The 13,397-nt window shown below is 72.3% G+C and carries 14 protein-coding genes; 6 read left to right on the top strand and 8 right to left on the bottom strand.

From position 1 onward, the window contains the following. Positions 1–51: 51 nt before the first annotated feature. Positions 52–3,069, bottom strand: coding sequence for a UPF0182 family membrane protein (locus ACSSS0_RS04565; protein ID WP_487230215.1), 3,018 nt, complete (start codon positions 3,067–3,069; stop codon positions 52–54). A gap of 264 nt (positions 3,070–3,333) precedes the next feature. Between ACSSS0_RS04565 and ACSSS0_RS04570 the strand changes: the two genes are divergently transcribed. Then, positions 3,334–3,864, top strand: a complete 531-nt coding sequence (locus ACSSS0_RS04570; protein ID WP_487230216.1) for a PPA1309 family protein — start codon at positions 3,334–3,336, stop codon at positions 3,862–3,864. A 75-nt stretch (positions 3,865–3,939) separates the two neighbouring features. Here the strand turns inward: ACSSS0_RS04570 and ACSSS0_RS04575 are convergent, their stop codons facing one another. Continuing rightward, on the bottom strand, positions 3,940–5,058 hold the full coding sequence (locus ACSSS0_RS04575) for a YlbL family protein (protein ID WP_487230217.1): 1,119 nt from the start codon (positions 5,056–5,058) through the stop codon (positions 3,940–3,942). A 14-nt stretch (positions 5,059–5,072) separates the two neighbouring features. Further along, entirely contained in the window at positions 5,073–5,534 is a 462-nt protein-coding gene (locus ACSSS0_RS04580) for a molybdenum cofactor biosynthesis protein MoaE (RefSeq protein ID WP_435985098.1), read from the bottom strand. Between the two features lie 149 nt (positions 5,535–5,683). Between ACSSS0_RS04580 and ACSSS0_RS04585 the strand changes: the two genes are divergently transcribed. Next, positions 5,684–7,528 (top strand): zinc-dependent metalloprotease, encoded by a 1,845-nt coding sequence (locus ACSSS0_RS04585; RefSeq protein WP_487230218.1) that lies wholly within the window; start codon positions 5,684–5,686, stop codon positions 7,526–7,528. Next, the gene (locus tag ACSSS0_RS04590) at positions 7,525–8,148 is read left to right on the top strand and encodes an NUDIX hydrolase (RefSeq protein ID WP_487230219.1); all 624 of its coding nucleotides are present in this window, start codon (positions 7,525–7,527) and stop codon (positions 8,146–8,148) included. The genes ACSSS0_RS04585 and ACSSS0_RS04590 overlap by 4 nt, the downstream gene beginning before the upstream one ends. A 74-nt stretch (positions 8,149–8,222) precedes the next feature. Here ACSSS0_RS04590 and ACSSS0_RS04595 read toward each other — a convergent pair whose 3' ends face one another. Next, the gene (locus ACSSS0_RS04595) at positions 8,223–8,774 is read right to left on the bottom strand and encodes a YgjP-like metallopeptidase domain-containing protein (protein ID WP_487230220.1); all 552 of its coding nucleotides are present in this window, start codon (positions 8,772–8,774) and stop codon (positions 8,223–8,225) included. A gap of 189 nt (positions 8,775–8,963) precedes the next feature. On the opposite strand from ACSSS0_RS04595, the gene ACSSS0_RS04600 reads away from it, so the two are divergent. The 3 genes from ACSSS0_RS04600 to ACSSS0_RS04610 all read left to right on the top strand — a co-directional run bounded on the left by ACSSS0_RS04600 (position 8,964) and on the right by ACSSS0_RS04610 (position 11,811). Then, the gene (locus tag ACSSS0_RS04600; RefSeq protein ID WP_020143053.1) at positions 8,964–9,125 is read left to right on the top strand and encodes a DUF5679 domain-containing protein; all 162 of its coding nucleotides are present in this window, start codon (positions 8,964–8,966) and stop codon (positions 9,123–9,125) included. Positions 9,126–9,328: 203 nt separating this feature from the next. Next, positions 9,329–10,303, top strand: a complete 975-nt coding sequence (locus ACSSS0_RS04605) for a hypothetical protein (RefSeq protein WP_487230221.1) — start codon at positions 9,329–9,331, stop codon at positions 10,301–10,303. Positions 10,304–10,479: 176 nt separating this feature from the next. Then, positions 10,480–11,811: an ABC1 kinase family protein gene (locus ACSSS0_RS04610; protein ID WP_487230222.1), complete on the top strand. Its 1,332-nt coding sequence runs from the start codon at positions 10,480–10,482 to the stop codon at positions 11,809–11,811. A gap of 58 nt (positions 11,812–11,869) precedes the next feature. On the opposite strand, the gene ACSSS0_RS04615 is transcribed toward ACSSS0_RS04610, so the two are convergent. The 4 genes from ACSSS0_RS04615 to ACSSS0_RS04630 all read right to left on the bottom strand — a co-directional run bounded on the left by ACSSS0_RS04615 (position 11,870) and on the right by ACSSS0_RS04630 (position 13,364). Beyond that, on the bottom strand, positions 11,870–12,100 hold the full coding sequence (locus ACSSS0_RS04615; protein WP_487230223.1) for a hypothetical protein: 231 nt from the start codon (positions 12,098–12,100) through the stop codon (positions 11,870–11,872). A 215-nt stretch (positions 12,101–12,315) separates the two neighbouring features. Next, entirely contained in the window at positions 12,316–12,450 is a 135-nt protein-coding gene (locus ACSSS0_RS04620) for a hypothetical protein (protein ID WP_020143057.1), read from the bottom strand. A gap of 74 nt (positions 12,451–12,524) precedes the next feature. Further along, positions 12,525–12,812 carry a WhiB family transcriptional regulator gene (locus ACSSS0_RS04625; RefSeq protein WP_020143058.1) on the bottom strand — a complete coding sequence of 96 codons (288 nt, stop codon included), beginning with the start codon at positions 12,810–12,812 and terminating at the stop codon, positions 12,525–12,527. A 288-nt stretch (positions 12,813–13,100) separates the two neighbouring features. After that, the gene (locus ACSSS0_RS04630; RefSeq protein WP_435985091.1) at positions 13,101–13,364 is read right to left on the bottom strand and encodes a hypothetical protein; all 264 of its coding nucleotides are present in this window, start codon (positions 13,362–13,364) and stop codon (positions 13,101–13,103) included. Between the last annotated feature and the right edge of the window lie 33 nt (positions 13,365–13,397).

The raw sequence follows: 13,397 nt of genomic DNA on the forward strand, positions 1-13,397 counted from the left end.
GTGGCAGCACGCGATTCGCGTGCTGCCACAGGTCGTGCTCGAGCCCGCCCGTCAGGGCGTCGCCGTCGGCGTCGACCGCGGTGAGGCCTCCACCGCGCGCGTCAACGCCTCCTTGAGCTTCGCCTGCGCCTGGCCGTACGCGGCGAAGTCACCGCGCTTGAGGGCGGCCTCTCCCTCGACGTAGGCCGCCTGTGCGTCCTTGAGCGCCTTGGACAGCGCCGCCGCGTCGGGGCTGCCCGGCGTCGCGGTCGACGACGGCGTCGGGGTGGGCGTCGCGGTGCTGCCCGGCGTGGGCGTCGGGGTCGGCGTGGGAGTCGTGCCGTTGTCGCCGGCCTGCGCACCCGACGAGCCGCCGAAGAGGTCGTTGAGCGCGGCATCGAGCGACCCGGCCCAGGCGATCTTGTCGCCGAAGGCGACCGCGACGGCCGAGAGGCGCGGGTAGGTGCCCGAGCCGGTCGAACGGGCCTGGACGTAGATCGGCTGGACGTAGAGCAGGCCTCCACCGACCGGGAGGGTCAGCTGGTTGCCGAAGATGACGCTGGCGCCCGTCGACGAGGTCGTCGAGATGAACTGCGCCAGGGTCAGCTGTCGACCGAGGGAGGCGTCGTTCGAGGTGACGGACGAGGTCCGCATGTCGTTGTAGACGAGACCCGGCCCGTTGACCGAGCCGCCCGTCGTCTCGAGCAGCCGCAGCTTGCCGTAGTTGGGCGACTTCTTGCCGTCCTCGCTCCCGGCGTCGCCGTCGACCGCGAGGAAGCCCGACAGGACGTTGCGGTCACCGGTCGGCATGAACGTCGACGTCAACGAGAACGCCGGGGTCGACTGGTCGGGCATGGCGAGCGAGAGGTAGTAGGGCGGCTGGGGCAGGTTCTCGGCCGGCTGCGTCGGGTCCTCGGGCACGCGCCAGAAGTTCTGGCCGCCGTAGAAGGACGCCGCGTCCTGGTCGTGGTACTTCGACAGGAGCGTGCGCTGGACCTTGAAGAGGTCCTCCGGGTAGCGCAGGTGCTCCATGAGCGAGCCCTTGATGTCGCTGAGCGGCTTGACCGTGCCCGGGAAGATCGACATCCACGCCTTGAGCACGGGGTCCTTCTCGTCCCACTGGTAGAGCGAGACCGTGCCGTCGTAGGCGTCCACCGTCGCCTTGACGGAGTTGCGGACGTAGTTGACCTGGCCGGCCTGCACGGCCCGCACCGAGTTGCGGGTGCTCGTCACGGCGTCCTCGGTCACCGTGTCGAGCGTCGTCGTCTGCGAGTACGGGTAGTTCGCCGAGGTCGTGTAGCCGTCGAGGATCCACTGGACCCGACCGTCGACGACCGCGGGATAGGCGTTGCCGTCGAGCGTCAGCCACGGCGCGACCCGCTGGACGCGCTCGCGCGGGGTGCGGTGGTCGAGGACGCGCGAGTCGTTGGTCACCGCGTCGGAGAGGAGGAAGTTGATCTCGCGGTACTTCACGGCATACGCGAGCCGCTTGACGGCGTCGAGCTGCACGCCGCCGATGCCGGCGTAGGTGTAGTTGATCTGCCCCGTCCCCTGCGGGTCCGGGTAGTCGAACTCCTGCTTGTTGCCGCCGACGACGGAGTACTCCGGCGAGTTCTCGCCGAAGTAGATGCGCGGCTCGTACTTCCCGAGCGCGCCCTCGGTGCCGATCTGCGACTCGATGAAGGTCGGACGACCGTCGGACTCACGCGTGTTGCCCTTGGCCGCGACGACGCCGTAGCCGTGGGTGTAGACGGTGTGGTCGTTGAGCCAGTTGCGCTGCCCGTCGGGCACGCCGTTGAGGTCGAGCTCGCGCGCGGCGATGACGGTGTCCTGCGACTTCCCATCGAGCTGGTAGCGGTCGACGTCGAGCACGTCGGCGAACTGGTAGTAGCCCTTGCTCGCCTCGAGCTGCTTGAAGGTGGGGCTGACGACGTTCGGGTCGATGAGGCGGATGCCGGGCACCGTGGCCGCGTCGTCACGCAGGGCGTTCTGGGTCGCGACGGTCTTCGTGTCGTAGGAGTCGACCGTGATCTGGTCGAAGCCGTAGGCGGCACGCGTCGCGTCGATGTTGCGCTGGATGTAGGGCACCTCGAGGGACTTCTCCGACGGGCGCACCTTGAGCGACTGGACGAGCGCCGGGTAGATGCCGCCGACCGCGACGACGATCACCGCGAGGACCGCGACGCCGACGAGCGGCAGGCGCCAGGAGCGCGTCCAGATCGTCGTGAGGAACATGATCGCGCACATGACGGCGGCGAGCGCGAGGATGCCCTTCGTCGGGATGATCGCGTGCGACTCGGTGTACTGGATGCCGGTGATCTTCGACGACTGGGCGGTCGCGAGGTTGTAGCGGTCGATCCAGAAGGCGACGGCCCGCACGAGCACGAGGACGGCCGCGATGACCGACAGGTGCACGCGGGCGGCCTGCGTCGAGCGCATCTTGTTGCCGGCGACGATGCCGCCGTAGAGGTAGTGCGTGAAGGCGGCCGTGATGAAGCCGATGACGAGGATCATCGTCAGGAACGCGACGACGAAGTTGATCCACGGCAGGTCGAAGACGAAGAAGCCGATGTCCAGACCGAACTCGGGGTCGGTGGTGCCGAACGGGCTGCCGTTGCGCCACAGCAGGAAGGTGTCCCACTGCGTCGCCGCCGACAGGCCGGCGAAGAGGCCGACCGCGAGCGGTGCGGCGATCGTCGCCGTGCGCCGCATCGGCTCGACGAGCTGGCGGTAGTGCTCCATGGCCTGCGTGTCGGGCGAGGGCGCGTAGATCGGGCGGTTGCGGAAGGCGAAGTGGATGCTCGACCACACCATCGCCGCCGTCAGCAGGCCACCGACGAGACCCAGGAGGAGCTTGGTGACGATCTGGGTGCTGAAGACGCCTGCGAAGCCGACCGACTGGTACCACAGCACCTCGGTCCAGAACTGCGCCACGATCGCGATGACCACGAGCAGCGCGGCCGCCACGACGAGCGAGGTCACGAGCGGGCGTCGGGTCGGCGGCAGCGTGGCCGCGTCGGGTCGTCGGGGCGCGCCCGAGTCGTCGTCGTTGAAGTTGCCCGGCGGGGGGCCGAAGTTGCTGTCGCTCACGTGGAGTGCCTTGGGTGCTGGGGCGGGCAGGTGGTCGGGCGGACCCGTGGGCAGCCTCCTGAGGCCGCCTGCGGCAACCATAACCCGCGCTCCCGCAGCACCTGCCGCGAGAGAGCGCAACGTGACCGGCACGAGACCGCGAGCGTCGAGGGTGCGTACGCGTCGAGGCCCTTCGTGGGTCCGCGCCGGGTGCGCGCCGGGGACGTTCGTGGGTCCCCGCCGGGTGCGCGCCGGCCACCCCACGGCATACGGCAGCATGGGGGCGTGAACGCGCAGCCCGTCATCGACCCCCTCGCCATCGCCGCCCTCGACACCGAGCGCCACGTCGCGGCCTCCGGCTGGGACCAGCCCGCCCGGCTCTTCGCGCTCGTGCGCACGGCCGACCTGCTCGAGCGCGAGCCGCAGCTGCGCGACCAGATGGGTCCCTCCGACCTGGCCGAGGGGGCTCTGACCGCCATCGAGCAGGAGGGCCTGCCGACGACGAGCTCGCTCGAGACGCTGCTCGGTCGGCTCGCCTGGCCCGAGGAGGTGGACGGCTGCGCCTTCGCCATCGAGCGCATGGTCGTCCCACCGGAGGCCGAGCGTGAGCTGCCCTCGCGCGGCGACGACGCCGTCGACCACCTCGCGGCCCACCCCGACCGCAAGGACGTGCGGCTCGTCGTGGCCGTCCTGCGCGACGGCAGCTCGATCTGCCTGCTGCGCCAGCGCGACCACGACTCGGACGACGCCGTCGCGACCGGCAAGGACATCGCACCCGGGCTCGTCGAGGCCCTCAAGGCCACCTTCGAGGACTGAGCGCCGGCGGCCGCCCTCGCCTCCCCCCGTCGGGGCGTCACCCCTCGCCGGGGCGTCAGCCGCCGTCGGCGGGAGTCAGCAGCGGGGCAGCGAGCCGGTCTGGCCCTTGGCGATCGCCTCGACGGCCGTGCGGGCCTGGTCGAACGTGCCCACCTTGAAGACGTCGAGCCCGTCGGGTACGTGTCCGACGACCTCGTTGCAGTTGTCGGCCGGGGCAAGGAAGTACGCCGCGCCGTCCGAGCGCGCACCGGCGAGCTTCTGGCGGATGCCGCCGATCGGGCCGACCTTGCCCTCGTCGTCGATCGTGCCGGTGCCCGCGATCTGGCGACCGCCGGCGAGCGGGCCGGGCGTCAGCTTGTCGTAGATACCGAGCGAGAACATGAGCCCCGCGGACGGACCGCCGATGGCGCCGGCGTCGATGGTGACCTTGGCCGGGAAGTCGTGGTCGAGCCCGAGGAGCACGCCGAGGGCCGTGCGGCCGCCCTGGCCCTCCACGGTCGGGACGTCGACCGTCTGCTCCTTGCCGGCGCGCGTGACCGTGAGGGACACGCTCTCGCCGGGCTTCTTCTCCTGGAGCGCGTCGCGCAGCATCTGCGTCGTCGTCACCGGCTCGTCGTCGATGCGGTCGAGACGGTCGCCGACCTTGAGCAGACCCTTGGCCTTCGAGGAGTCAGTGATGCCGGCGATGGCGACGTGGGTCGGCACCTCCTCGCCGATCGCGCGCAGCGCGACGGCCGTGGCCTCCTCCTGCGAGCCCTCCATCTGGATGGCGTTCTCCTCGGCCACCTGCTCCTGGGTGACCTGCGGGTCGAAGACGTCGTCGACGGGGAAGACGTCACGGGCCGGGTCGACCCAGGCCTGCAGGATGTCCCACGCGTCGACCGGGTAGCCCGGTCCGCCCTCGACGCGCACCGTGGTGAAGCGCAGCGCGCCGTCGGTCGGGTAGGTCGGCAGCCCCGAGATCGCGATGATCGGCTTGTTCTGGGCGCCCGAGGTGCCGAGGGTGTCCTGCGTCGGCCCGGGGCTCATGACGGCATACGGCAGGTGGACGACGGACCCGAGGACCATGACGACGAGGAAGACGAAGAACGCCGCCAGGACCGCCTTGTTGCCGCGGGTCAGCCTGCCGGTGTCCTCGCTCTCGAGCACCTCGGCGCGCGTCGGGAGGTCGGTGGCGCCGGGCTGCTCCGGCACGCGCTTGATCGTCCTCACGGCAGCCCGACCCACTCGTCGGCGCCGTCGGCGAAGCGCTGGTGCTTCCAGATCGGGATCGTCGCCTTGAACTCGTCGATGAGCTCGCGGCAGACGTCGAACGCCTCGCCGCGGTGCTCGGCGCTGACGCCGACGACGACCGCGACGTCACCGACCTCGAGGTGGCCCACCCGGTGGACGACGGCCAGCCGGACGGAGCGCCCGTCGGCCGCCAGACGCTCGGCGAGCGCCCGGGCCGCCTCCGCGGCCTGTGGGTGGGCGGAGTAGTCGAGAGCGGCGACCGTCTTGTCGTCCGACCCGTCGTCCGTGTCCTCGACGGCTGCGCCGGCCGGACCGTCGTGATCGCGTACCGTGCCGACGAAGAGGCAGACGCCGCCGGCCCGGGGCGAGGAGACGCTCGTGAGCACCTCGTCGACCGACAGAGGTGTCTCACGGATCTCGGCAAGGGTGACCGTCACGCCCGCAATCGTATGCCGCCGCGCGGGCCCCCGCGTCCCGCGCCCGCGCCCGTGCGCGAGGGTGGGGAACCAACGAGGTCGATCCGTGGTTGTCTTGGTGTACGGCCAGACGGCCGGCACGAGATCCGTTCGAGTGGGGATGAGCAGGCATGGCCGACGACCGTGGACGCGGTGACGACAACCACAGCGACAAGGACGACGTGTCCGGCGAGGAGCCGGGCGACGCGGGCCAGCACGGCGACGCCGCCGACCAGACCGGCGACACCGGCGACACCGGCGAGCAGGGCGCTCCCGACGACCAGGTGGGTCCTTCCGACGTGGGTCGGGCGCCCGGTGACTCCCCCTTCGGCCTGCCGCTCAACCGCCCAGGTGGCGGCTCAGCCGGTTCCGGCCCGTCCGGTTTCGGGGGCGGCTTCGGGGGCGGCTTCGGTGCGGGCTTCCCCGGCCTGCCGGACCTCGGCGGGATGGACCCGTCCGACCTCGGCGCCATGCTCGAGAAGGTGCTCGGCGAGGCTGCCGACAACCCTGAGCTGGCCGAGGTCATGAAGAGCATGGGGGTCGACCCCACCGACCCCGCGACGCAGGCGGCGATGCGGGCCCAGCTCGGCACCTTCATGGCTGCCCAGGAGTCGCCCACGGGGTCGCGCGACATGGCCACCGAGGTCGCCCGACGGCACGTCATGGCCGCGCAGGGCAACGACGTGCACGACGAGGCCGCCGCTCGGGCTGTCGCCGACGCCGTCGCCGTCGCGACCCTGTGGCTCGACGAGCAGACCACCCTCGCCTCCCCGGCCTGGCGCGCGACCGGCCTGAGCCGCGCTGAGTGGGTCGAGGCCACGATGCCGCGCTGGTTCGAGCTCATCGAGCCGGTCTCCGACGGCGTCACGGCCGCGACGTCCGACGCCATGCGCAAGCAGGTCGGCGAGCTCGGCCCCGAGGCGTTCGGCGAGGCGCTGCCCGAGGGGCTGCCGGAGGGCTTCGACCCGCGGCAGATGGTCGAGCAGTGGGCGCCGATGCTCGGCAACCTCAGCCGCCAGATGTTCTCGGCCCAGCTCGGCCAGGCCGTCGGGACGCTCGCCACCGAGGTCGTGACCGGCACCGAGGTCGGCCTCCCGCTCACCGAGCCGGGCGTCGTCGCCCTCCTGCCCGGCAACGTCGCCGAGCTCGCCGAGTCGCTCGAGATCGACATCGCCCAGGTGCGTCTCTATCTCGCGGTCCGCGAGGCGGCCCGCGTCCGACTCTTCTCCGAGGTGCCGTGGCTCGGGCCGCAACTGCTCTCGGCCGTCTCCGACTACGCCCGCAACATCACGATCGACACCGACGCCATCGAATCGGCCCTGTCGACGATCGACCCGTCGGACCCCGAGGCGCTGCGCACGGCCCTGCAGGGCAACCTCTTCCGCCCGCAGCCCACCCCGGCCCAGCGCGCCGCGCTCGACCGTCTCGAGACCCTCCTCGCCCTCGCCGAGGGCTGGGTCGACCACGTCACGGACCGCACGACGGCACGGCACCTGCCGCTGTCGGCGGCGCTGGCCGAGACGATCCGCCGCCGCCGCGTGGGCGGGGCGGCGCAGAAGACGTTCGCGGGCCTCGTCGGCCTCGAGCTGCGCCCGCGCCGGCTGCGCGACGCCGCGAACCTCTGGGCCGCGCTCGAGAGCGCCGGCGGCGCGACCCTCCGCGACGGCCGCTGGGCCCACCCGGACCTCGCACCCACGTCGGCCGACCTCGACGACCCGATCGGCTACGTCGAGCGCGCGACCGGCGCGTCCTCCACGGGCGCGCTGCCCGAGGGAGGTGATGGGCTCGGTGACGGGCTCGGCGCCGAGCTCGACTCCGTGCTCCAGGGCATCCTCGAGGAGGCCGACCGCGAGCGCGGGGCAGGCACCGGGAGCGACCCGTCCGCCACGGACTCCGACTCCGACTCCGGCACCGACTCCGGTACGCGCTCCGAGGACGACACCGACACCGACGGCGACGCGGGCCCCCAGCGGTGACCGGGGCGCACGCCGCTCCGTCCCTGCCCCCCGACGCGCGCGGACCGCTGGATGGGCCCGACGCCGCCGCGTGGCGCCTGCTGCACGCCGACGCCGTCGCACGGCTGGAGTCGTGGGAGGCGCCCGACGAGCAGCAGGAGGACCTCCGGCGCGACTTCCTCGACCACCTCCACACCCACCCCGACGCGATGAGCAAGGCCGGCCCGCCGGCCCATCTGACGGGCAGCGTCATCGTCCTCGACGACGACGGCGGCTCCGCGCTGCTGACCCTGCACCGACGGGCGCGGGCCTGGTTCCAGTTCGGCGGCCACTTCGAGCCGGGCGACGCGTCGGTGTGGCACGCGGCCACTCGTGAGGCGCGTGAGGAGTCGGGCATCGTGGACATCTCGGCTTTTCCGGAGATCGCCCAGCTCGATCGGCACATTCTTTCGGGAGATTTCGGCACGTGCCGCGAGCACCTCGACATCCGCTTCGCGGCGCGCACGACGAGGTCCGCCGAGGCGGCGGTCAGCACCGAGTCGATCGACGTCCGGTGGTGGCCGGTGGACGCCCTCCCGGAGGGCACGCGGGAGGACCTGCGCCCCCTCGTGGACGCCGGCCTGAGGCTGCGCCACCGCTGACCCGACGCCCGTGACGCGGGCCGGCGTCACGGCATACGCGGTCGTATGCCGTCAGGCGGGGCGCGTGGTCGGGCTCACTCGTCGCTGAGGTCGAGGCCGGCGGCGGCCGAGACGCCCTGGAGGTAGCCGCGGGCCCGCTCGAGACGGGGGTAGCCCTGCAGCAGCGCCCAGAACTCCGGGCCGTGCCCGGGCTGCAGCAGGTGGGCCAGCTCGTGCAGCAGGACGTAGTCGACGACCCAGCCCGGCATGCCACGGAGCTTGTCGGACAAGCGAATCGAGCCCTCGGCCGGTGTGCACGAACCCCAACGGGAGTTCTGGTTGGAGACCCACCGCACGCTCGCCGGGACGGCGCGTCCGCCGAGGTGCTCGCGCGACAGGGCGAAGGCGCGCTGCTCGAGGTCGCCGTCGCTGCGCTGGCGGCGCTGCTCGGACGCGGCGACCCGGGCCACCATGGTGCGCACCCACTCCCCCTCCTCGGCGCGGCTCATTCGTGCGGGGACGAGGACGACGAGGCGCCCCTCCTGGCGGTAGGCCGACACGGTGCGGCGACGCTTGGCGCTGCGACGGACCTCGACGGTCACCCCGTCGACCACCGTGTGCACCACCTCACGTCGCACCGTCGCCATGTGGGCAGGGTAGGCCAGCGTGGGGACAACGCCCCGGAGCACGGGCGCGACACGGCCGCGCTCGCGCGTCATACCTCATCCCGCACGGGCGCGCCAAGCGGGGATGAGCATGATTTCGTGCTCAGCGTGCTCTAGGGTTGAACGAGTCGAGGCACCCGTCGGATGGGTGCCATCTACAAGGAGACATCAATGGCTGACGAGACCTACAAGGGCGAGTTCTACTGCGTGAAGTGCAAGGAGAAGCGCGAGGCCGAGGGCAAGGTTGTCGTTTCCGACAACGGTCGCCGCATGGCCAAGGGACAGTGCCCCGTCTGTGGCACGAACCTGAACCGCATTCTGGGCAAGGCCTGACCAGGTCGCGGCGGCGTCCCTGACGCCGCAGATCGAGGGGGCGGGACCACACGGTCCCGCCCCCTCGCGCGTCCCCGCCTCCCTTCGGTCCCCCGGAGCGGACCTCGGGGCTGTGGACGACGCCCACGGGGATGCCGGGGCGGCTGCGAGCCTGACGACCGAGGGTGGCGCCCGCTGGTGGCGCCACCGGGTCTGGAGGTCCGATGTCCGCTGCTGCCGTCCCGCCCCACCCCCGCGTGCCCGTCTGGCTCCGGCCACTGACGAGACGACGCGGTGAGGTCCAGTTCGGCGTGCTGCCCGGTGGCCCGGTCGTCACGGGCGTCAGCGACACGGAGGCCGAGCTGCTCGGCCGCCTCGACGGCGCCCTGCCCCTCGCGTCGACCGACCGGGTGGCGGCCGAGGCGGGCATCGGTCCCGCACGGTGGCGCGCGCTGCTCGAGCTCGTCGCCGAGCTCGGCGTGCTCACCGACCGGCAGCCGCCCGCGACGGCGCCCGGCTGCCCCTCGGGGCCCTCGCCGGATCCTGCACCCACGCGGGTCGTCGTCGACGGCTGTGGGGCCGTCGCCACCGACATCGCCGAAGCCCTGACGCAGGCCGGCACGACCGTCGTGCACGGCCGCGCCGCGGTCGACCGCGCGGTCGCCGCACCGCTCCACCCACGCCCGGACCTCGTCGTCCTCGTGGGGTCGCCCGTCGTCGACCCCCGCCGCGGTGACCTCTGGCTGCGCCACGGTGTCCCGCACCTGCCCGTGGCGCCGGCCGGCCCGCGCACGGTCGTCGGCCCGCTCGTCGACGGCTCGCCCGGGGGGCCCTGCCTCTGGTGTCTCGACCGTCACCGCGCCGACCGCGACGCCGCATGGCCCACGCTGATGAGCCAGGCGACACCGACGCGGTCACTCGCGCTCGCCGGGCCACCGGAGGGTCGGCACGACGGCCTCGCTCCCGGTCTGTCGCAGCTCGTCGTCGGCAGCGTGACCCTGCTCGTCACGGGGGTCCTCGAGGGCCACCCTCCCCCACCCGGGGTCTCGGTCGAGGTCAGCCTCCCCTGGCCGCGGATGGACCACCGTCGGTGGCCGACGCACCCGCTCTGTCCGGCACACCCTGCCGCCGGCGCCACCGCCGGTCCCGTCAGCGCGCCGGCGGTGGCCGGGACCGGGCCGCTCCGCCGGGGTGCCTGACCCGTCACCGGTCACGCCAAGGCTGGACAGATGGTCAGGCGTACCCGCCCGGGCGGGTACACATAGAGTCGAGGGTGGGGCGTCGACCCGCCGCCGCGCGATCGAGTGTGGTCGCCGGCGCCGGACCGACCACTCGCGCCCGCACGAGACTGCCGAACCGCCCGAGGAGGTGCGCCATGACCGACCTGCCACGCAAGGCTGTCGTGCGATCGGCCAAGCTCGCCTCCGTGCCGCTCGGCTTCGCCGGTCGGACGGCTCTCGGCCTCGGCAAACGCCTCGGCGGTCGCCCCGCGGAGATCGTGGCCGCCGAGCTGCAGGCACGCACTGCCCAGCAGCTCTTCCAGGTTCTCGGCGAGCTCAAGGGCGGCGCCATGAAGTTCGGGCAGGCTCTCTCGATCTTCGAGGCGGCCCTGCCCGAGGACCTCGCCGTGCACTACCGGACGACGCTGACCAAGCTGCAGGACAGCGCCCCGCCCATGCCGACGACCTCGGTCCACGGCGTGCTGCGGAGCCAGATGGGCACGCGCTGGCGCAGCCGGTTCGAGTCGTTCGACGACCACCCCGTGGCCTCCGCCTCGATCGGGCAGGTGCACCGGGCCGTCTGGAAGGACGGCCGCGACGTCGCGGTGAAGATCCAGTACCCCGGTGCCGGCGCCGCGCTGATGAGCGACATCCGCCAGATCAGCCGGGTCGCCAAGGTTGCGGCGAGCTGGGTGCCCGGCATCGAGCTCGGGCCGATCCTCGACGAGCTGCGCGACCGGATGGCCGAGGAGCTCGACTACCGCCTCGAGGCCGAGTCCCAAAAGACCTTCGCGGCCGCCTTCGACGGCGACCCCGACTTCGCCGTGCCACACGTCGTCGACGGCCGTGAGCACGTCATCGTCTCCGAGTGGCTCGACGGGCTCCCCCTGTCACGGATCATCGCCGAGGGCACGCAGGAGCAGCGCGACACCGCCTCACAGCTCTACCTGCGCTTCCTGCTTGCCGGACCCGCCCGGGCCGGGCTGTTGCATGCCGACCCGCACCCCGGCAACTTCCGCATGACCCCCGACGGCCGCCTCGGCGTCATCGACTTCGGGGCCGTCAACCGGCTCCCGGACGGGATGCCGCCCGAGATCGGACCGTTGCTCACCACCGGGCTCGAGGGCAGCGCCGAGGACGTCCTCGAGGGCCTGCGCGGGATCGGGTTCGTCAAGGACAGCATCGACCTCGACCCGCAGCGGCTCCTCGACTACCTCGAGCCGTTCATGGCGCCGTTCCGCACCGACACGTTCACCTTCAGCCGGGACTGGCTCCGGGGCGTCTTCGCGCACATCAACGACCCACGTCAGCCCAACTACGCGGTGGCCTACAAGCTCAACCTGCCGCCGGAGTACCTCCTCATCCACCGCGTCTGGGGTGGGGGCATCGGCGTGCTCAGCCAGCTCGGCGGCACCGTGCACGGGCGCGCCATCGTCGACGAGCTGCTCCCGGGTGCGGACCTACCACCTGTGGGCGACGCGGACTGACGGACGCCCTCGGGGACGGACGGCGCGCATCGGCGCCGGCGGTCACGCCGCCCGCTCGTCACCACCAGACGGGGTCGAGCTTGCTCTCGATCGAGCGGAGGTTCTCGCGGCTGCAGCGCTCGCACGTCCAGGTCGTGCGACCGGCGTCGGTGCCTCGGCTCCACGTGAGCCGTGCCGCGGCCTGGTCCTCGGGCCGCGGGGTCGTGCCGCACGCGGAGCAGACGAGGGTCTCGTCACGCGCTGCGGGGTCGGTGGTGGGTGCGCCGGCCGGTTCGGTAGAGGTGTTCACGGGGTTCTCCCTTCTCCTTCCTCGAGTATCCGCCGACGTGCGGGCCGTGCGTGGCGCCACGCGGGATCTCCGGCCGGGCAAGGAGGGTGCTGCGCACGGGTTTCAGGGCCGGGGCGAACGGCCCCGGACGTGAGGAACCGCGGGTGACGTGCGCGTCACCCGCGGCTCGCTCACTCGATTCAGTTGTCCTGCAATGCGCCCCATGGCGCGGTCGTTCACTTCTGGCTGTGGCGTCGACTGGCGCGGATCTCCTGGGCGATCAGCCGGGCGCTGCGACGGATGCCGCTGCGTTCCTGGCGCTGACTGCGCTGGTTGATCCGCTCGCGAGCCAGCATCTCGAGCTGGTTCATGACGATCTCCTGGTCTGTGGAAAGGGTTGCTGGTGGTGGCCGGTGGTGTCTGGGTCATGCGTGGTCACGCAGGCTCAGGCAGCCACGGGGTGCTTGCGCGGACGGCCGCGGGGCCGCTTGCGAGCCACGATGGCGCCCTGGACGAGCAGCTGCCCGCCCCAGACTCCCCACGGCTCCTGGCGCTCGAGGGCGCCGGCGAGGCACTGGACGCGCGCCGGGCAGAGCCCGCAGAGCGTCTTGGCGAACTCGACGTCCTCGGGTCGCTCGGCGAACCAGAGCTCCGCGTCGTAGTCGCGGCACGGAATGGTCTCGCCGACCTGCTCCGCCTCGGTTCTCATGTCGATCAGTTCGCTCAGCTGCATCGTTCTCACCTCCGTCTCCTGGGCGCCCGTGGTGGGGTGCCCCTGCTCACTCGTGTCTGGCTTGGTCCGCAGGCCTGCACCGGTGGTGCGGGTCTCGGTCCTGCTGCTCGGCATCCGGGGAGTCATCTGTGTCCCTGATCTGTCAGGCACCCGGTCGGGTGCTCATCTGGCGGTGTCGGTGGTGCGGTGTGGGAGCGGCATTCGGCCGGGGAACTCCCCCGGGAAACACGAAGGCCGCGGACCCGGTGATGTCGGGTTCGCGGCCTGGAGGTGAGGCTTCGGGTCTGGTCAGACCGGGGGCCTCCCAGAACGGGAGCGAACGACATCGAGGGTCTTGTAGGCGGGGGCGAACGTGAGGCCGGTGACCGAGACGTCTCCCTGGATCGGGGCACGGAAGTCGGCGACACGGCCGCCCATGACGGCGGCGACGGACACAGTGGTCCCCTGCTCCGGAGCGCGGGTGGCCGCCAGGCGGACATCGCCGGTGGTCGGCCGCAGACGCACGGAAAGGACGCAGGAGACTGCGTTCATCGTCATCGTGGTGTTGTCCATCAGGCCGACCTCCTCACTTCTGCTCACGGGCCC

Source organism: Terrabacter sp. R4-6, assembly GCF_057529065.1.

Coding starts and splice junctions, on each gene's coding strand:
- ACSSS0_RS04605 (WP_487230221.1), top strand. CDS start 9,329: ATGTCCGCTGCTGCCGTCCCGCCCCACCCCCGCGTGCCCGTCTGGCTC.
- ACSSS0_RS04620 (WP_020143057.1), bottom strand. CDS start 12,450: ATGAACCAGCTCGAGATGCTGGCTCGCGAGCGGATCAACCAGCGCAGT.
- ACSSS0_RS04610 (WP_487230222.1), top strand. CDS start 10,480: ATGACCGACCTGCCACGCAAGGCTGTCGTGCGATCGGCCAAGCTCGCC.
- ACSSS0_RS04630 (WP_435985091.1), bottom strand. CDS start 13,364: ATGGACAACACCACGATGACGATGAACGCAGTCTCCTGCGTCCTTTCC.
- ACSSS0_RS04595 (WP_487230220.1), bottom strand. CDS start 8,774: ATGGCGACGGTGCGACGTGAGGTGGTGCACACGGTGGTCGACGGGGTG.
- ACSSS0_RS04600 (WP_020143053.1), top strand. CDS start 8,964: ATGGCTGACGAGACCTACAAGGGCGAGTTCTACTGCGTGAAGTGCAAG.
- ACSSS0_RS04625 (WP_020143058.1), bottom strand. CDS start 12,812: ATGCAGCTGAGCGAACTGATCGACATGAGAACCGAGGCGGAGCAGGTC.
- ACSSS0_RS04585 (WP_487230218.1), top strand. CDS start 5,684: ATGGCCGACGACCGTGGACGCGGTGACGACAACCACAGCGACAAGGAC.